The following is an 18,685-nucleotide window of genomic DNA, read 5'->3' on the forward strand; positions in this document are numbered from 1 at the left end:
TCGCCAATGAGTACGCAGCATCCATCCGAGACCCCGGCCGACGAGACCGCCGACGAGTGCTCGCTGTGCGGTCTGCCGACGCCGGAGTCCCCCATCACGGCGGCCGACGTGGACGGGACGTTCTGCTGCCAGGGCTGCTGCGAGGTGTCGCGGCAACTGGGCGCTGTCGACGACATCGAGCGCCCCGGCGACGTGCGGGACGCCTTCGAGGCGTCCACGGAGTCCATGGAGGACGCCGAGACGGCCTACCTCGCGGTCGACGGCATGCACTGTGCGACCTGCGAGGCGTTCCTCGAAGGGTCGGGGCGGCAGGAAGCCGGCGTGGTCGACGTGGACGCCAGCTACGCCAGCGAACTCGTCCGGGTGCGCTACGACCCCCGGAAGCGCTCGGAGGCCAGCCTCCCCGACCTGTTCACCACCGCGGGCTACCGGGCCCGCCTGCTGGACGAGGAGCACGAGGACGACGGGACCGAACTCATGCGCCTGCTGGTCGGCGGCTTCTTCGGGATGATGACGATGCTGTGGTACGTCCTCTTCCTCTACCCGGCGTACCTCGGCGTGAACCCCGACGACCTGCTCATGAACGTCGCCGGGTCGGCGGGCCAGTACCTGCTGGCGAACATGGCCGTGATGGCCGCGGTCGTCCTCGGCTACACCGGCTACCCCATCCTGCAGGGCGCGTACGTCAGCCTGCGCTCGGGCATCCCGAACATGGACCTGCTGGTTGCGCTGGCCGCGGTGAACGCCTTCGTCTACTCGGTCGCCGTCCTCCTCACCGGCGGGACCGAGGTGTACTTCGACATCACCGTCGTGGTCGTGCTGGTCGTCTCCATTGGGAACTACTACGAGAAGCGCATCAAGCGCCGGGCGACCGACCGGCTGGGCGAACTCACCGAGGAACAGGTCCGGACCGCCAGAAAACGACTCCCCGGCGGCGACACCGTCGAGGTGTCGGTCGAGGACCTCACCGGCGGCGAGGCAGTGCTGGTCAAACCCGGTGAGCGCGTGCCCGCCGACGGTGTCGTCAAGGAAGGCACCGCCGCGGTCGACGAGTCCCTCGTCACGGGCGAGTCCGTCCCGGAGCGCGTCGAGGCGGGCGACGAAGTCGTGGGGGGTGCGGTCGTCACCGACGCCCCACTGGTCCTCGAAGTCGCCGACGACGCCCGGAGCACCCTCGACCGCCTCGTCACGCTCATGTGGGACATCCAGACCGGCCGGACCGGGGTCCAGCGCCTCGCGGACCGCCTCGCCGCGGTGTTCGTCCCGCTCGTCCTCGTCGTGGCCGTCCTCGCCGCGGGCTGGCAGCTCGTCTCGGGGGCGGGCGTCACGGGCGCGTTGCTCACCGGCCTCGCCGTACTCGTCGTCTCCTGCCCCTGCGCCCTCGGGCTGGCGACCCCGCTCGCGGTCGCCTCGGCGGTCGGGGCGGCCCTCGACGAGGGCATCGTCGTCGGCGATTCCAGCGTGTTCGAGACCGCGACCCAGCTCGACGTGGTCGCCTTCGACAAGACCGGGACGCTCACGACCGGGCAGATGCGGGTCCACGACGTGGTCCCCGGCGACGACACCACCGAAGACGACCTCCTCGCCCGGGCGGGCGCGGTCGAAGCTCTCTCGGAGCATCCCATCGGTGCGGCCATCGCCGAGGTCGCACCCGACCAGGACCACAGCGTCACCGACTTCGAGGCGCACCCCGGTCGCGGCGTCTCAGCCGACGTGGCCGGCGAGCGTGTGGTCGTCGGCCACCCGGACCTCTTCGCGGCCCGCGAGTGGCCCGTCCCGGAAACCCTCCACGCCCGGGTGGACGCCGCCCGCGCGTCCGGGAACGTCCCGGTCGTGGTCGGCTGGGCTGGCGCGGTCCGTGGCCTCGTCGTGGTCGGCGACGACGCTCGCGAGGAATGGGACTCGGTGGTCGCCGACCTCGCCACCGACGAGCGCGAGGTGGCAGTTATCACCGGCGACGACGAACGCGCGGCCGAACGCTTCCGGGTGACCCCGAACGTCGACCACGTGTTCGCGGGCGTTCCACCCGAAGCCAAGGCCGAGATCGTCGAGCGCCTGCAGGAACGCGGAACCGTCGCGATGGTCGGTGACGGGAGCAACGACGCCCCCGCGCTGGCGACCGCCGACCTGGGCATCGCCATGGGCGGCGGGACCGCGCTCGCGGCCGACGCCGCCGACGTGGTGCTCACCGAGAACGACCTCGCCGCCGTCTCGCGAGTGTTCGAGTTGACGCGGGCCGCGAAGCGTCGGGTCCGCCAGAACCTCGGCTGGGCACTCGCCTACAACGCCATCGCCATCCCGGTCGCCGCGACGGGCAACCTGAATCCCCTGGTTGCGGCGGTCGCGATGGCCGCGAGCAGCCTGCTCGTCGTGGCGAACTCCTCGCGGTCGCTGTGAGAGACGGCGAGAGACGAGTAACCAGCCTGGTCGCGGTGCGGCAGTTACCAGCGGGACGCTGGCCCAGTCTGTCCGACGAGCGCCAGCCCGAGGACGAGTACCACGAGGCCCGCACTGATACCGAGCACCTGTGTCCAGACGGTGAACGGCTGGACGAAGCTCGCCGCCAGCGGGTCGGCCGTTCTGTTCCCGAGGAACGCCGTCGCGACCGCCAGTCCGCTCAGCGCGACTGTGCCGCCGAGATACCTGACAACTCGTTTCAGGAGCCCCATACTCGCCTCGTGGAGCGACCCGTACAAAAAATATCTCCCGTATTGAACAAACCGCGAACGCCGAGGAGCGCCGCCGCTCGACGGAACAACACAGGTGGGATGACAGCAGAAACAGCCGTTCAGGGGCGGAACTCGACCTCGGGCGACTCGCGCGGCTTCTTCCGGCCGAGGAGCCAGGCCCCGCCGACGACCATCGCGCCGAAGAGGACCGAGATCGCGAACAGGCCGGTCAGTTCGATGCTGACGCCAGCGTCCGACAGCAGGAGGTACGCACCTGCTGAGACGAGGAGTCCGGCGATCAGCAGGAACACGGCCTGAATTACTTCGAGTTTGATTCCGGGACCAGCGTTCCGACGTTGCTTGATGCTCATGACAGCTAGAGAGAGGACGGGAAACAGGATAAAAACAGAAGCCGATTCCAAAGTGTTGAGAACGGGGAACAGCGCCGGGATGACCGGTTCACTCGACGGTCGGCTGTCCTGTCACAGTTCGCGAGGGAGCGAGCGTCGAACCGCCTCAGTTCTCCGCGTCGGCCAGCAGCTCGCTCGCGGTGACGAGCGCTTCCATCTCGACGCCGGCCTCCGCGAGGTTCTCGCGGCCACCCTCCTCGCGGTCGACCACGATGAGCGCCCGGTTCACGACCGCGCCCGCGTCGCGGAGCGCCTCGACTGCGTCGACGGCGGACTGGCCCGTCGTCGCGATGTCCTCGACGACGATGACCTCCTCGCCCTCCTCGAGGCGTCCCTCGACGAGGTTCGCCGTCCCGTACTCCTTCTGTTGCTTGCGGGCGATGACGTAGGGCCGTTTGGCTTTCAGTGCGGTCGCCGCGACCAGCGGGACGCCACCCAGGGCGACGCCGGCCAGCTTCGCGTCGGAGTCGGCGACGCGCTCGGCGAACGCTTCTGCGATGAGGTCGAGACAGGTCGGGTCCGTCTCGAACAGGTACTTGTCGACGTAGTACTCGCTGGTGCCGCCGTGGCTCAGTTCGAACTCGCCGAACTGGACCGCGTCGGCCGCCTTCAGGGCCGCGATGAGTTCCTCGGACGCCATTGCTCGTGAACGGGATGCGGGCGAGCATAAGCCCCGTGGATTCGTCCGAGCGTTCAAACGCGATGCCGGCACAGACCCGACGTGGTCTGACCGAGACCGGGTGTCGTCTCGCGGGTGCACGGCACAGCGATACCCGCCCCTGCTGCGGCGTGCCGTCTGTTCGCCACTATGGCCGTACAGTGCCTACCACGGCTCTTCTTTCAGGTGCAACACGTAGGCGATGCCGTTCGTCCCCAGGTGCAACAGCGGCGTGATGAGGAGGACGACCGCGAGCACCGGCAGGGTGAACACGTCACCGAACCAGCCCGGGTCGGCGACCGCCGTCAACACGAGCGCCGCGACCACGAAGTCCAGCTGGTCGAGACCGGGGAACGAGGCCCCACGCTCGCGGCCGGTCCGGCGCTTCAGGAACGAGGCGATGATGTCGCCGAGCATCGCGCCGAACGAGAGCGTGAACGCGACGACGAGCGGGAAGGCCGGGAGTGCCACTCCGAGCGCCTCGCTCATCGGATCGGCGATGGCCGACAGGCCGAACGCGAGGCCCATCCCGGCGAGCGTGCCGCCGATGGTCCCGCGCCAGCTCTTGCCATCACCGAGCAGCCGGCGACCCTTCCAGGTCCGGCCGCCGTCGATGGGCGGGCCGCCGCCGACCAGCACGGCGGCGTTGTTCGGGACGTAGGCCGGAAGCATCGCCCAGAAGGCGAGCACGACCGTCGCGACGAGGTCCATACTCGACCGAAAACAGCCCTGGCTCTTAACGACCTGTGATTCGTCCGAGGTGACCGGGCACGCAGTCGGTCGCTTCCCCGGCGGCCCGGAGCGCGTCCCACAGCGTCGCCGTGTTGCTCGTGACGACCGGGACGTCGAAGGCCGCTTCGAGGTCCTGGACGGCCGCGAACGTCCGGTAGTTCGTACACGAGACGAATATCGCGTCGGCCGCGACCTCGTCGCCGACGGCGTCGCGGACCTGCTGTGCCGCGTCGCTCGGCGTGAGCGCGCCGATCTCCGTGTTGGCCTCGATGCCGCGACCGTCGACGCTCGCGACCGAGACACCTTCGGCTTCGAGGAAGTCCACCTCACGTTCGTTCAGGTCGTCGGTGTACGGCGTGACGAGCGCGACCGATTCTGCGCCAAGTGCGTCGAGCGCCCGCTTCACCGACCGGGCGGTCGCGACCGCCGGAGCCTGCGTCGCTTCCGAGAGGTCCTCCTCTAACTGGGTGTCGAAGCCAGGACCGTGCAGGAGGCTCCCGGTCGTGCAGGCGTACGCGACAACGTCGACCTCGGCGTGGGACAGTCGCTCGGCTGCGGCGACCGCATCGTCGGCCATCGCATCGAGCTCCTCGACGGTCACGTTCTGCAGCGGCATCCGGGCCGTGTGGAACGAGACGCCACCGGTCAGTGTTACCGCGAGTTCGCGTTCGACCGTCGTGTTCGAGGACGGGACGACGAAACCGAGTTTCGTTGGCTGGCCCGACATGGTCACACCTTCTCGTCGGCTTCGTCGTCGGCTCGTGCGTTCTCGTCGCGGTCGGCCGGGTCGCCGTGACCGCCCCCGCCGGGCGTCTTCACCGTGACGGTCGTCCCGGCCTCGACATCTCGCGTCGTCTTCGCCGGGACGTCCTCGCCGTCGATGCGGTTCTCGCCGGTCGCACCGTCCTCGCCGCCGGCGACGCCCTTCGGCGCGTGCCGGCGACGTTCCGTGAGGAGCGAGACGGTCGCGTCCGCCTCGACGGTCACCGAACGGACGATGCCGAGCCCGCCGCGGTGTTCGCCGTCACCGCCGCTCCCCGACCGAAGACCGTACTTCTCGACGCGGAGCGGGTACTCGGCTTCGAGCGCCTCGACCGGCGTGTTGAGCGTGTTCGTCATGCCGACGTGAACCCCGTCGGTCCCGTCGCCGTTGGGCCGACCACCGGCACCGCCGCCGATGGTCTCGTAGTAGCTGAAGCCGTTCGCGTCGCGGCTGCCGATGACGAGGTTGTTCATCGTGCCCTGGCCCTGCGCCGGAACCCGGTCGGGCGCGGCCTCGGCGAAGGCGGCCAGCACCACGTCGGTGACGCGCTGGCTCGTCTCGACGTTGCCGCCGACGACCGCCGCGGGGGCGGTCGGGTTGAGCAGCGAACCCTCCGGGGCCTCGACCGAGATGGGGTCGTAACAGCCCTGGTTCGGCGGGATGTCCGGGTCGGTCACGCAGCGGACGACGAAGTAGACCGCACTCGTCGCCACCGCGAGCGGCGCGTTCACGTTACCGTCGACCTGCTCTGCGGTCCCTGCGAAGTCGACCGTCACATCGGTCCCGTCGACCGTGACGGTCGCCTCGATGGGGATGTCCTCGTCGGTCTGGCCGTCGCCCTCCAGCACGTCGCGAGCGTGGTACTCGCCGTCCGGCAGGGCGTCGAGTTCGGCCGTGATGCGGTCGCGCGAGTAGTCCATCACGGCGTCGAAGGCCGCGACGATTCGCTCCTCGCCGTGCTCGTCGACGAGGTCTCGCAGGCGCGCCTCGGCCCGGTCGTTCGCGGCGAGCTGGGCGCGGATGTCGGCCTTGCGCTCGCCCGAATTGCGGACGTTCGCGAGGACGATGTCCATCACGTCGTCGTTGACCTCGCCGTCGATGGCGAGTCTGGCGGGAGGCAGTCGCAGTCCCTCCTGGTAGATCTCGCGGGCACCCGCCGGCATGCTGCCGGGGCTCATCCCACCCACGTCGGCGTGGTGGGCGCGCGAGACCGCGTAGCCGAGAATCTCGTCGGAGTCGTCGCTGACGGTTATCGGCGAGACCATCGTCACGTCGGGCAGGTGGGTGCCGCCCTGGAACGGGTCGTTGAGCACCCACACGTCGCCCGGCTCGGGGTCCTTGGCGATGACCGCGTCGACCGCGGCGGGCATCGCGCCGAGGTGGACCGGGATGTGCTCGGCCTGGGCGACGAGGCGGCCCTCGGCGTCGAACAGCGCCGTCGAGCAGTCGCGCCGCTCCTTGATGTTGGGGGAGTACGCGCCGGTGATGAGCACCTGGCCCATCTCCTCGGCGACGCCCTCGAACTGGTTCCGGAGGATCTCGAGCGTGACGGCGTCGAGGCTCATCTTGCGTCACCCCCGTAGGTCATCACGAAGGTCCCATCCGGTTGCACCGCCCCGGCCCATTCGGGTGGGACGACCACCGTGCTCTCGTCCTGTTCGAGGATCGCCGGCCCCTCGACAGTCTCGCCGACGGGCAGGGACTCGCGGTCGTACACCGCGGTCTCGTGGAACCGCTCGCCGAAGAAGGCCTGCCGGGTCCCCTTCTGCGGGTCCTCGCCGGCCTCGTAGCGCACGGAGACCTCGTCGCGCTCGGCGACGGCGGTCGCCCGCACGTTGACGAGTTCGACCGGTTCGTCCATCCGGTAGCCGTAGGTCGTCTCGTGGGCCTGGTGGAAGCGCTCGGCGACCGTCTCGGCGTCGAATCGCGCGTCGACGGGCACCGTGAGCTCGAAGCTCTGGCCGAGGTAGCGCAGGTCCGCGGCGCGCTCGACCGTCGCCTCGGCACCCTCGGCCACGTCGTCGAGCACCTGCGAACCGAGTTCGTCGTAGGCCGTCTCGACGCGCTCGCGGTCGAGGTCGGCAAGCGGCTGGCGGAGCGTCCGCACCGCGTCGTGCTTCTCGTCTGCGGCGAGCAGGCCGTACGCCGAGAGGACCCCACAGGCCCGCGGGACCACCACGGTCCCAACGTCGAGGCGCTCGGCGAGGTTCGCGGCGTGCATCGGGCCCGCGCCGCCGAAGGCGACCAGCCCGAACTCGCGTGGGTCGTGGCCGCGTTCGACCGTCACGGCGCGGATGGCCCGCGTCATGTTCGCGTTCGCGACCCGGTAGACGCCGCGGGCTGCCGCCAGGGCGTCGTCGAGTCCGGCCGCGTCCGCCAGGTTCGCGAGGGCGTCCTCGGCGGCCGCCTCGTCGAGCGACAGCTCCCCGCCGAGCGCGGAGGAGCCGCCGATGTAGCCCAGCACGACGTTCGCGTCCGTGACCGTCGGGTCCGTCCCGCCGCGACCGTAACACGCCGGGCCGGGGTCGGCACCCGAGGACTTCGGGCCGACCCGGAGCGCGTTGCCCTCGTCGACCCAGGCGATGGAGCCGCCGCCGGCCCCGACGGTGTTCACGTCGACCATCGGGACCTTGATGGGGCGGCCGTTGATCTCCGCGTCGGTGGTTCGCTCGGCCTCGCCGTCGCGGACGAGGCTCACGTCGCTGGAGGTCCCGCCCATGTCGAAGGTGACGAGTCCGGAGAGGTCGTCTGCGGCGTCACCGGCGGTGGCGGCCGCGCCGACCACGCCAGCTGCCGGGCCGGACATCGAGGTCGTGACTGGGCGGTCGCGCACCGTCTTGGCCGCGGCGATGCCGCCGTTCGCCTGCATGATGCGCGGGGCCGGGACGCCGCGTTCCTCGGCGCGCTCTTCGAGGCGGCCGAGGTAGGCGTCGATGGCCGGCTTGACGTAGGCGTCGACCACCGTGGTCGAGGTTCGCTCGTACTCGCGGAACTCCGCGAGCACCTCGTGGCTGGCCGAGACCGGCACGTCGAGTACCTCCCGCAGGATCTCGGTGACCCGAGCCTCGTTCTCCTCGTGCTGGTAGGCGTGCAACAGCGAGACCGCGACGCTCTCGGCGTCGCTGTCTTCGATTCGGTCGGCGACCGCACGGACCGCGTCCTCGTCGACGGGTTTCTCGACGCCGTCGATGGTGGTCCGCTCGGGCACCTCGAACCGGCGGCGACGCGGCACCAGTGGGTCGGGCCGCGTCTCGTCGAAGTCGTACAGGTCCGGCCGGTCCTGCCGGGCGATCTCGAGCACGTCGCGGAAGCCCTCGGTCGTGACGAGCGCGGTCTCCGCGCCGTCCTCCTCCAGCAGGGCGTTGACCGAGACCGTCATCGCGTGCGTGAAGGCGTCGACCTCAGCCGGGTCGATGTTTGCCTCGGCACAGGCCTTCTCGATGCCCTCGACGACGCCGACGCTCTGGTCGGCCGTGCTCGGCACCTTCGCGGTGACGAGGTCGTCGTCAGGGGTCAGCAGCACCACGTCGGTGAACGTCCCGCCGACGTCGACGCCGACGCGTGTTCGATTCCCCACTTCAGAGCACCCCCGCGATGGAGAGCAGCGTCCGGATGCCGAGCCACAGCGCGATGGCCGTGACGAGACCACCGAGGACGTTCTGTAGGGTGGAGTTGGTGTACTTCCCGAGGATGTCGCCGTCGTTCATCACGTAGATGAGGAAGATGGCGACGATGGGCAGGAGGACGCCGTTGGCGACCTGCGCGAAGACGATGGCCTGCACGGGGCTGTAGCCGAGGGCGGAGAACAGCACGCCGACGCCCAGGATGGCCCCCCACACCGCGCGGAACCGCGTGGACTTGAGGTCGGCGTCCCAGCCGAGTGCGCCCGCCGTCGCGTAGGCACCGGCCAGCGGTGCGGTCGTCGCACTGGTGAACCCGGCGGCGAACAGGCCGATGCTGAACAGCACCTTCGCCTGCGTGCCGACGAGGGGTTCGATCTGCTCGGCCATCGTGCCGACGTTGTCGATGTTCGTCCCGACCGGGAACGCGGCCGCGGCCGTGATGAGGATGGCACACGTGATGGCCCCGCCCAGCACGATGGAGAGGATGGTGTCGGTGCGGGACTCGGGCAGGTCCTCCGGCCCGTCCCAGCGCTCCTGGACGCTGCTCGCGTGCAGGAACAGGTTGTAGCCGACGACCGTGGTCCCGACGAGCCCCGTGATGAGGAACGCCGAGCCCTCGGGCACCGACGGGACGAACCCGGCGGCGACCTTCCCGAAGTCCGGGCCGATGATGATAGCGTCGAGGACGAAGGAGACCGCCATGATGGCGATGAGTCCGACGAGTGCCTTCTCGATGAGCTTGTAGCGCCCGGTCCACAGCAGGGCACCGGCGCAGACGCCCATCAGCGGCCCCCAGACGTTCTCGCTGATGCCGGTCATCACGGCCAGGCCGGCGGCCCCACCGATGATGTTCCCGGTCTCGTACGCCGCCGTCCCGATACCGATAGCGGAGACCACGAGCGCGATGGCGATGTACGTCGCCGCCGGGTTGTCGAAGCGTTCACGCAGTGCCTCGCCCAGCCCCTCGCGGGAGACGAGGCCGAGCCGGGCGCTCATCTCCTGCAGGACGATGGTCGCGATGACCGAGAACGCGATGGTCCACAGGAGCGCGTAGCCAAAGCGCGCACCCGTCACACTTGCCGTCGTTACCGTGCCCGGACCGATGAAGGCCGCTGCCACCATGGCCCCCGGGCCAACCGCCTTGAGTCGCTGTACGATGTTCATGGTTGACTATGTACGGTAGTATGTCACACAGAAACGCCCTAAAAGGTACTTGAGAACGCCGAATACGGGCATCTCATCGAGTATGAAGTCGTATGAAGACGTGTGAAGATTCGGTGGGACCGCCGCCGGTGACCAGCCCGGCCACCGCCTACCGGTCGACCGCGGAGAAGATGACCTTCGACAGCCCCTCTTCCACCTCGAGTTCGAACGGGAGTCTGGCTGTGCTCTCCTCGATGAACCCGGTCATGAACCACTTGACCGACTCGGTCGGGAAGACGACGTGGTACGTCTGGCCCCTGCTCTCGCGCACCGTCAGGAACCCGCAGAACGAGAGCCAGTCAAGGAGTTCGCCGAGGGACTCGAACCGGTCCTCGTACTCGCGAGCGTGGAACGATGCGACGCGGTCGGCCGCCTCGACGAACTCGGGGGCCGGCTCTCCCTCGGCGTTCTCGACGTAATCCAGGAAGCAGTGCAGGAAGTCCACGTCGAGCAGCACGTGCTCGCCGCTGGAGAGCATCTGGTGGTACGATTCGAGGTTCGCCCCGGCATCGGCAGTCGCCGCCTCGAAGTTCGCCGCGTAGAACGACAGCGCCTGCCGAACCAGTTCGCTCTGTGGTTTCCCCGTGCGACTGGTGAGCGACTCCAGCGCGGTCACGGCGTCCTCGTCGAGCGAGACGGTGATGCGGTCCATTATCCCCTGATATTCGTCACATCAGATATGGCTTCCCCTGTCGGGCGCTGGTGAACGACACACAGGCCACCGACCCGGACCATCAATCCATTTATATCGTCGGTCCGGAGTTCCCTGCATGATTCCCCCCATCGCCTCCCGGTTCGTCGCCGGCGAGTCGCCAGCCGAAGCCATCGACCACGCCCGCGAGTGCAACGAGGGCGACGTGAAGGTCATCCTGAACCTGCTCGGCGAGCACTACGAGGAGCGCGGTCCCGCCGAGGAGGACGCCGAGGAGTACATCCGGCTGGTCGAGGACATCGGCAAGTCCGACATCGACGCCTGTATCTCGGTCAAGCCCTCCCAGATCGGCCTCGACGCCGGCGAGGACGTGTTCGACGACCTGCTCGGACGTATCGTCGAGCGCGCCACCGAGGCCGGCACCTTCGTCTGGGTCGACATGGAGGACCGCCACACCACCGACGCGACCCTCGACGCCTTCGAGAAGTACACGACACAGACCGACGGGAACGTCGGGCTCTGCGTGCAGGCGAACCTCAAGCGCACCGAGGAGGACATCGAACGCCTCGCGGCCCTCCCGGGGAAGGTCCGGCTGGTGAAGGGTGCCTACGACGAGCCGAAAGAGGTCGCCTACAAGAAGAAGTCGAAGGTGGACGAGCAGTACGAGAAACTGCTGGAGTACATGTTCGAGCACTTCGACGACGGCATCGCGGTCGGCAGTCACGACCCGAAGATGATAGACCTCGCCGCCGAGTTGCACGAGGAGTACGGCACCCCATACGAGATTCAGATGCTCATGGGCGTGCGCGAGGACGCCCAGTTCGACCTCGCCGAACAGGGGGTCGAAGTGTGGCAGTACGCGCCCTACGGCGGGAAGTGGTTCCAGTACTTCTACCGCCGGGTCCGCGAGCGCAAGGAGAACCTCACGTTCGCGCTGCGCGCAGTGCTCGGTCGCTGATGAATCCCGACCGATAGGAACAAACCCATTACCCCCCAGACTGATATCTCGCCTATATGTCCTCGTGGAAGCGTGACTTCGCGTCCGGCCTCATCGTCGTCATCCCGGTCCTCGTCACGGTGTTCGTCATCGCGTGGCTCTACGACAAGGTGGCCGCAGTCACCCCGAAACGGGTTATCAGCCCCGATCTGCTGACCGGTCTCGGACTCACTCAGAGCGCCGCACAGGCCCTCATACAGCCGTTACGCGTCATAGCGGTCCTCGCCGTCTTCATCGTCTTCGTCTTCTCCGTCGGCTATCTCATGCGGACCGCGGTCGGTGGCTTCTTCGAAGAGATAATCGACGACATCGCGAACCGCGTCCCCGGCCTGCGCGTCGTCTACAACGCCTCGAAGATGGCCGCCGAGACGGCGCTGGGTGGGACCGAAGCGCTCCAGGCCCCCGTGAAGGTCGAGATGTGGGGTGGGATGCGCATGACCGCGTTCAAGACCGGCAAGACGACCGAGGACGGCCGCGAGGTCATCTTCCTCCCGACCGCACCGAACATCACCACCGGGTTCGTCATCGAGGTCGACCCGGACGACATCGAAGAGACCAACGAGAAGGTCGAGGACGCCCTGACCCGCATCCTCTCGGCCGGGTTCGGCGACGCCGACCGTATGGGTGGCCAGATACCCATCGAGGAACTCACCGGCGGCGACACCGACGACGACGACGACTGACACCCTGCCCTGTTTTCCACGCCCGTCGCGACCGTTCCAGGAGCGAGACTCCCCGGCATCGATTCCAGCGGCTCTGGCTGGCGAAGATAGAAGAACGGTCGAAAGACGAATCGTCGGCGATCAGACGTCGACGTAGTCGAACCACTCGTCGTGGTCGTCGGTGCGGCGGTGGACCACGTCGAAGAAGCGCTGCTGGATCTCTTCGGTGACCGGGCCGCGCGAGCCGTTGCCGATTTCGACGTTGTCGACCTGGCGGATGGGCGTGACCTCGGCGGCGGAGCCGGTGAAGAACAGCTCGTCGGCGGTGTTGAGTTCGCCCCGGGAGATGGTCGCGCCGTCGTGGACCTCGTAGCCCAGCTCCTCGGCGAGCGTGATGACGGTGTCGCGGGTGATGCCGTCGAGGATGGACTCCGCGAGCCCGGGCGTGAAGATCTCGCCGTCACGGACGAGGAAGATGTTCTCGCCGGGACCCTCTGCGACGTTGCCCTCCTTGTTCAGGACGATGGCCTCGCGGAAGCCGTTGCGGCGGGCCTCCTCGCCGGCGAGCAGGCTGTTGACGTACAGCCCGGTCGTCTTCGCGTTCGTCGGAATCTGGCTGGAGGAGTGCTTGCGCCACGAGGACACCTTCACCTTGATGCCGTTCTCGAGGGCCTCCTCGCCGAGGTACGCACCCCACGGCCAGACCGCGATCATCGTGCGGGTCGGGCACTCACCGGGCGAGACGCCGAGGCTCTTGTAGCCGTAGTACGCCAGCGGCCGGATGTAACACGACGGCAGCTCCTGCTCGCGGATGAGCGTCTTCGTCGCCTCGGTGAGCTCTTCGGGCTCGTGCTGGATCTCCATGTCGTAGGGCTTGCAGGAGGCGTACAGGCGGTCGACGTGTTCTTCCCAGCGGAACAGTGCCGGCCCCTTCTCGGTGTCGTAACAGCGTGCGCCCTCGAAGACGCCGGTACCGTAGTGCATCCCGTGGGAGAGGACGTGAATCTGAGCGTCGTCCCAGTCGACGAACTCGCCGTCCATCCAGATTGTGTCGAGCGCGTCGTTCTCTTCGCGCATCTCGTCGAACGTAGCCATGTCGTAGAGTGCTGGGGAGACAGCAATAAAGATACCGCGATTATTGCCAGCGGCCGTACCGAGGCACCGACATCAGGACAGTGGGATGGTGACCTGTATCTCGTCGAACTGTGGGACCGGGCGGGTGGCGTTCCCGTGGTCGACGAGGTCGATGAGCCCGAAACTCTCGAGCGCCTGGAGCCGCTTGTTGACCTCCTTGAAGTCGTGGTCCGTCGCCGCCGTCAGCTTCGCGACGGTCGTCGGGTGTGTGTCGACGATGGTGCGCAGCAGGCGGATGTTCGAGGGCGAGAATAGCCGAGCGAGTTCCTCCTCGCTCCGGATGCTGAGCGCGTCGCGGTCGCCGCCGCCGAGGCGGGCGTAGAACTCTTCGGCGGATTCGAGGCGTATCTGGAGGGTCTCTGGCTCGGAATCGGATTCCGGTCGCGTCGCCATACTTTCACCACCTCGGCCACAACATATAAACGTGACTTACTGCAGCCTGCGGTCGGCGAGGAACGGGTTCACGATGAGAACACGGTGGGTTGTGACTTAGCTTCCTGCAATCGGAGAACAGCAGCAGCGACGCCGGAGCGGGTTCGTGGTCTACCCGAGTCGCGCCACGAGGTCCGCCCCCTCGACGTAGGGGATGCCCTCGCGCTTCGCGTAGGCGCGGGCGTCGGCCGGCACGAGCGCCTCGCCGGTCTCGTCGTCGAGCATCTCGCAAACGACGACGGCAGGAGCCGTTTCGGCGGCCTCGGCGAGCGCGATTCCCAGCTCAGTGTGACCCAGTCGCTGGGAGAGCAGTTCCGGGGCGGCCCGGAGCAGGTGGACGTGGCCGGGGGCGCGGAACTCCTCGACGAAGGGGAAGCCCTCGGGGTCGGCGGCGGCCTCGCCCAGTTTCGTGATGGTCAGCGCGCGGTCGGAGTCCGGGATTCCCGTGAATGTGTCGCGGTGGTTCACCGTGAGCGAGAACGACGAGCGCTCGTCGTAGCCGAGTTCGTGGTCCGCGGTGAGGGGGTGGTCGAGTTCCTCCTGCATGAACGGGAGGTCGAACGCCTCGGCCACCGAATCGGAGAGCGCAACACAGACCAGGCCACCGGCGTCGTTTCGCATGCGGGCGACGGCCTCGGGGGTCACGCCCTCGGCGGGGTAGACGAGGTCGGTCTCGCCCTCGCGGTCGGCCGCGTCGTGGATGGCGACGGGCTGGCCGGCCCGGAACGCTGAGATGGCGCGGTCGACGGCGGCTTCGGCGTCGGCCTCGCTCTGCGTGCTCTGGGACATCTTACTGCTCCTCGACATAGATGGTCACGTGGTCGTCGTCGGCCAGTTCGAGGGCGTCGCGGAGGCGCTCGGGGGCGATGATCTCCAGCTGGTCCTCGTCGTGGTGGGTGCGCTCGGGGGCGATGGTGTGGGCGGCCTCGTACGTCTCGCCGTCGGCGGTCTCGATGGTCGCCGGGTAGCAGATGCAGGGGCCGTAGGTGCGGTCGTCGTCCTCCCAGCCGTCGATGGGGACCGGCGTCATGGCCTCCATCGCGGAGCGCCGGCGGACGCTCTCGCTGTCGAGTTCGACGTTCAGGGTGCCCGCGAATGGCTCGTAGCCCAGGCGTTCCTCGAACTGTTCCATGTAGCCCGGCAGGGAGATGTAGTGACGCCCCTCGCCCATGCCACTGGTAACGGTGCCGTACAGTTCGACGCTGGAGCGCCCTTCGAAGATGGCGCGGTAGTCCTCGTACTCGCTGCGGAGGGCGCGTTCGCCGTCCTCGGTGAGGGTGACCCACTGGCCGTCGCTGACGGTCTCGCGGGTGACGAGTCCGGCGTCTTCGAGGCGCTGGAGGCGGCGCGACGCCGTCTGGTTGGACGCGTCGAGTCGGTCCGCGAGTCCGGCACAGGAGACCTTGATCTCGCCGTCGATGGCCCCGTCGAGGGCCAGCAGTTTCGCGACGGCGAGTTCGTCGTGGCCGACCGCGAACGACGCTATCTCTGACATGCCAGTGGCTTGGGACGCCGGTGGGATAAGCATACCGAATGTGGCATGCGTTCCAGAACTGAGATGGTGTATCACGCCAGTGTGACGCAGCGTGAGAAACGAGAGTCTAGTTGCAAGTTTGATTGCGGCACCAAAAGCCCATCGCTTCGGGCAACGGGGCAGGTGTGGCCGGAACGGTTAACAGACAAAAATACCATCAAGAGACAAGAACTCACCGTGCCAGGTCCATCGTCCGTGCTGTGGACCGCCCCCGCGAGCGACGCCTCGAGTCCGTGGGACGAGACGAGCCTCACCGTCGACCGCGTTCCCGTCGACGCGGACGCCTCGGCGACCGCGGTCGCCGACACCCTCCTTGCCGCCGACCCCGACTGCCTCGTCTGCGAGTTCGCCCTCCCGGGCGACTGCGACGGCCTCGACGTGCTGCAGGCGGTCCGCGACCGCGACCGGCACGTGCCAGTCGTCCTCCACACCGTCGAACCGGACGGTCGCGTCGCCAGCGAGGCGATCAGCCTGGACGTGACCGACTACTGCTACGGCGACGACCTCGTCGCCTGCGTCGAGTCGGTGCTCGACAGCCCGCACCAACCCGACGCCGAAACCCCGGAGCTCGCCTTCCAGCGACTCCACGACATCGTCACCGACACCGACGCGGACTTCGAGACGACGACCAGCCGCCTCCTCGACCTCGGCTGTTCGTACCTCGACGTCGACCTCGGGTTCGTCACCAGAATCGACGAGGAGTACCAGCACGTCGTGTCGGCAACCGGCGACCACGACGCGCTCCAGCCCGGCTCCCGTGCCCCCATCTCCGAGAGCTACTGTCGCCACACCGTCGCTGCTGACAGGCTGGTCGGCTACCGCGACGCCACCGAAGCGCTGGCCGACGACCCCGCGTTGGAGCGCTTCGGGCTCGGGTGCTACCTCGGCGGCACGCTGGTGGTCGACGACGAGGTGTACGGGACGCTCTGTTTCGCCGACGACGACGCCCGCGAGCGCGACTTCTCGGCGAGTGAACGCCGGTTCGTCGAGGTGATGGTCGACTGGTACAGCCAGGAACTCGACCGACGGGGTGCCGAACAGGCCACCGAGGTGGCGAGAGCGGAGCTGAACCGGGTCCTCGAACGCGTCGACGACGGCTTCTTCGCGCTCGACAGGGACATGCGGTTCACGTTCGTCAACCAGCGAGCCCTCGGCCTCCTCGACGTGGCCGCTGACGGGGTACTCGGTCAGCCGATTCGCACCGTGTACGACGACCCGACCGACTCGACGCTCCTCGACGCGCTGGAGACGGCCATGGTGCGCCAGGAGGCCGTCTCCTTCGAGGAGTACATCGACCCCATCGAGGTCTGGCTGGAGGTGCGCGCGTACCCGGCCGAGGACGGTCTCTCCGTCTACCTCCGGGACGTGACCGAGCACAAAGAACGCGAGTCGATGCTCGACGACCTGCTCGTGACGATGCGAGAGCTCGTCCAGGCCGACAGCACCGAGGCGGTCGCCGATATCGTCGTCCGTGCCGCCCACGACATCCTCGGCCTGGAGTACGTCGCGGTCCGGCTCCACGACCCCGACACCGACCAGCTCGACGTGGTCGCGGGCACGGACGGCCTGTTCGAGGACCTCCCGGACCGACCGACGTACGGGAGCGAGGAGGGCAACCCCGGGACCGCGTTCACCGCCGGCGAGTCGTTCGACTCGACCGTCGACTACCACGACGAGATACAGTCCGCCCGGTACGTCCCGCTCGGCGACCACGGCGTCATCTCGGTCGCCTCCCCGCAGGCCGACCCGGTCGGTGATATCCGCCGGGGCGTCCTCGACGTGCTGGCGACCAACGCCGTCGCCGCCCTCGAACGCGCCGACCGCCAGGAGACGCTCCGGGAGTACGAGACCGTCCTCGAGAACGTCCAGGACATGGTGTACGTGCTCGACGAGGACGCCCGGTACAGCTACGTGACCGAGCCGTTCGCGGACTTCCTCGGCTGCGAGCGCGAGGACCTCGTCGGCGAACCGCCCGGGCAGTTCCTCGGTGCGGCCGGCGAAACGACCGTCGAGGACCGCCTGGCGGCGCTGGCCGAGCGCGACGGCGGCACGGCGCGGACGTACGAGCTCACCATCGAGACGGCCGCCGGCGAGTCCGTCCCCGTCGAGATAGAGAGCACCACCCTACCCCAGTGCGAGGACGCCGACGGGTTCCCGGGGTCGGTCGGCGTGGTCCGCGACCTCTCCGACCTCCACAGCACGCGCGAGGAGCTGGAAGCGGAGAACGAGCGGTTCCGGAACCTCTTCGCCAGCATTCCGGACCCGGTCGTCGAGAACGAGTTCCGCGACGGCGAACCAATCGTCACGGGCGTCAACGACGCCTTCGAGTCGGTGTTCGGCTACGACGCCGAGGCCATCGTCGGCGAGTCCATCAACGACTTCATCGTCCCTCGAACCCGGCAGGAGAGGGCACAGTCGCTCGACGAACAGGCGAACGGCGACGAGATAATCACGGCCGAGGTCCGCCGCCGGACCACCACCGGTGACCGTGACTTCCTCTTCCGTGGCATCGGCTACGACCTGGACGACGGGACCCGTGCCGGCTACGGCATCTACACCGACATCACCACCCAGAAAGAACGTGAGCGCCGTCTCGAGGTCCTCCACACCGTCCTCCGGCACAATCTCCGTACCGAACTCACCCTCGTCGGCGGCTACCTGGACCTCCTCGCCGCCGAGGTCGACGCGCCGGACGCCATCGCGAAGGTTCGTGACGCCGTGACCGAGATAGAGAACCTGAGCGCGAAGGCCCGGACGCTCGAACGCGTCGTCGACGACGACAGCCACCCGTCCCCGATGGACGTCATCCCGAAGATCCGCGACATCGTGGCGACCGAACGTGACAACCATCCCGACGCCATCATAGGGACCGACCTGCCAGAGACGGCGAGTGCGGTCGCCGACGACGGTCTCGACCTCGCCCTGGCGAACCTCATCGAGAACGCGGTCGAACACGGCGGCGAGCACGTCACGGTCTCGCTGACCAGCGAGGCCGAGTCGGTCACCATTCGCGTGGCGGACGACGGCCCCGGCCTCCCCGAGCGAGAGCGGGAACTCGTCCAGGGCGAACGCGACATCACGCAGTTAGAACACGGCAGCGGTCTCGGGCTGTGGGTGGTCGACGCGGCCGTTCGCTCCCTCGGCGGCGACCTCTCGTTCGCGGACCCTGACACGGGCTGCGTCGTCGACCTGTCACTCCGGGAGAAATAGCCAGAA

At 68.3% G+C, this 18,685-nt stretch carries 17 protein-coding genes; 4 read left to right on the top strand and 13 right to left on the bottom strand.

All coding sequences use genetic code 11. The annotated features are described in order from the left end of the window. The first annotated feature begins 6 nt into the window (after positions 1-6). Positions 7-2,397: a heavy metal translocating P-type ATPase gene (locus ACSC1S_RS15270; RefSeq protein ID WP_435365053.1), complete on the top strand. Its 2,391-nt coding sequence runs from the start codon at positions 7-9 to the stop codon at positions 2,395-2,397. A 44-nt stretch (positions 2,398-2,441) separates the two neighbouring features. Here the strand turns inward: ACSC1S_RS15270 and ACSC1S_RS15275 are convergent, their stop codons facing one another. The 9 genes from ACSC1S_RS15275 to ACSC1S_RS15315 all read right to left on the bottom strand — a co-directional run bounded on the left by ACSC1S_RS15275 (position 2,442) and on the right by ACSC1S_RS15315 (position 10,710). Then, the gene (locus ACSC1S_RS15275; RefSeq protein ID WP_435319695.1) at positions 2,442-2,669 is read right to left on the bottom strand and encodes a hypothetical protein; all 228 of its coding nucleotides are present in this window, start codon (positions 2,667-2,669) and stop codon (positions 2,442-2,444) included. A gap of 119 nt (positions 2,670-2,788) precedes the next feature. Continuing rightward, the gene (locus ACSC1S_RS15280) at positions 2,789-3,040 is read right to left on the bottom strand and encodes a hypothetical protein (RefSeq protein WP_261648724.1); all 252 of its coding nucleotides are present in this window, start codon (positions 3,038-3,040) and stop codon (positions 2,789-2,791) included. A gap of 145 nt (positions 3,041-3,185) precedes the next feature. Continuing rightward, positions 3,186-3,719 (bottom strand): orotate phosphoribosyltransferase, encoded by a 534-nt coding sequence (gene pyrE, locus ACSC1S_RS15285; protein ID WP_261648726.1) that lies wholly within the window; start codon positions 3,717-3,719, stop codon positions 3,186-3,188. A gap of 183 nt (positions 3,720-3,902) precedes the next feature. Further along, entirely contained in the window at positions 3,903-4,448 is a 546-nt protein-coding gene (locus tag ACSC1S_RS15290) for a CDP-2,3-bis-(O-geranylgeranyl)-sn-glycerol synthase (RefSeq protein WP_435365054.1), read from the bottom strand. 25 nt (positions 4,449-4,473) lie between these two features. After that, positions 4,474-5,196 carry a maleate cis-trans isomerase family protein gene (locus tag ACSC1S_RS15295; protein WP_435365055.1) on the bottom strand — a complete coding sequence of 241 codons (723 nt, stop codon included), beginning with the start codon at positions 5,194-5,196 and terminating at the stop codon, positions 4,474-4,476. A gap of 2 nt (positions 5,197-5,198) precedes the next feature. Further along, positions 5,199-6,797 (bottom strand): hydantoinase B/oxoprolinase family protein, encoded by a 1,599-nt coding sequence (locus tag ACSC1S_RS15300; protein WP_435365056.1) that lies wholly within the window; start codon positions 6,795-6,797, stop codon positions 5,199-5,201. Beyond that, the gene (locus ACSC1S_RS15305) at positions 6,794-8,809 is read right to left on the bottom strand and encodes a hydantoinase/oxoprolinase family protein (RefSeq protein ID WP_435365057.1); all 2,016 of its coding nucleotides are present in this window, start codon (positions 8,807-8,809) and stop codon (positions 6,794-6,796) included. The genes ACSC1S_RS15300 and ACSC1S_RS15305 overlap by 4 nt, the downstream gene beginning before the upstream one ends. Before the next feature lies 1 nt (position 8,810). After that, positions 8,811-10,019, bottom strand: coding sequence for an Nramp family divalent metal transporter (locus ACSC1S_RS15310; protein ID WP_435365058.1), 1,209 nt, complete (start codon positions 10,017-10,019; stop codon positions 8,811-8,813). A gap of 148 nt (positions 10,020-10,167) precedes the next feature. Next, positions 10,168-10,710 carry a ribbon-helix-helix protein, CopG family gene (locus ACSC1S_RS15315; RefSeq protein WP_435319701.1) on the bottom strand — a complete coding sequence of 181 codons (543 nt, stop codon included), beginning with the start codon at positions 10,708-10,710 and terminating at the stop codon, positions 10,168-10,170. Between the two features lie 118 nt (positions 10,711-10,828). On the opposite strand from ACSC1S_RS15315, the gene ACSC1S_RS15320 reads away from it, so the two are divergent. Beyond that, a complete protein-coding gene (locus ACSC1S_RS15320; RefSeq protein ID WP_435365059.1) occupies positions 10,829-11,668 on the top strand; it encodes a proline dehydrogenase family protein in 840 nt (279 codons plus the stop codon). 56 nt (positions 11,669-11,724) lie between these two features. Next, a complete protein-coding gene (locus tag ACSC1S_RS15325; RefSeq protein ID WP_435365060.1) occupies positions 11,725-12,390 on the top strand; it encodes a DUF502 domain-containing protein in 666 nt (221 codons plus the stop codon). A gap of 120 nt (positions 12,391-12,510) precedes the next feature. Here ACSC1S_RS15325 and ACSC1S_RS15330 read toward each other — a convergent pair whose 3' ends face one another. From ACSC1S_RS15330 to ACSC1S_RS15345, 4 genes are all read right to left on the bottom strand, one after another. Further along, positions 12,511-13,464 carry a branched-chain amino acid transaminase gene (locus tag ACSC1S_RS15330; RefSeq protein ID WP_435319704.1) on the bottom strand — a complete coding sequence of 318 codons (954 nt, stop codon included), beginning with the start codon at positions 13,462-13,464 and terminating at the stop codon, positions 12,511-12,513. 72 nt (positions 13,465-13,536) lie between these two features. Further along, positions 13,537-13,896 (bottom strand): HVO_A0114 family putative DNA-binding protein, encoded by a 360-nt coding sequence (locus ACSC1S_RS15335; protein WP_435365061.1) that lies wholly within the window; start codon positions 13,894-13,896, stop codon positions 13,537-13,539. A 150-nt stretch (positions 13,897-14,046) separates the two neighbouring features. Further along, a complete protein-coding gene (ribB, locus tag ACSC1S_RS15340; RefSeq protein ID WP_435365062.1) occupies positions 14,047-14,724 on the bottom strand; it encodes a 3,4-dihydroxy-2-butanone-4-phosphate synthase in 678 nt (225 codons plus the stop codon). Between the two features lies 1 nt (position 14,725). Then, positions 14,726-15,430 carry a DUF120 domain-containing protein gene (locus tag ACSC1S_RS15345; protein ID WP_435365063.1) on the bottom strand — a complete coding sequence of 235 codons (705 nt, stop codon included), beginning with the start codon at positions 15,428-15,430 and terminating at the stop codon, positions 14,726-14,728. A 216-nt stretch (positions 15,431-15,646) separates the two neighbouring features. Between ACSC1S_RS15345 and ACSC1S_RS15350 the strand changes: the two genes are divergently transcribed. Further along, positions 15,647-18,679: a PAS domain S-box protein gene (locus tag ACSC1S_RS15350; RefSeq protein WP_435365064.1), complete on the top strand. Its 3,033-nt coding sequence runs from the start codon at positions 15,647-15,649 to the stop codon at positions 18,677-18,679. The last annotated feature ends 6 nt before the right edge of the window (positions 18,680-18,685 follow it).

This window comes from Haloarchaeobius pelagicus (genome assembly GCF_051207375.1).
Classification (GTDB): Archaea; Halobacteriota; Halobacteria; order Halobacteriales; family Natrialbaceae; genus Haloarchaeobius.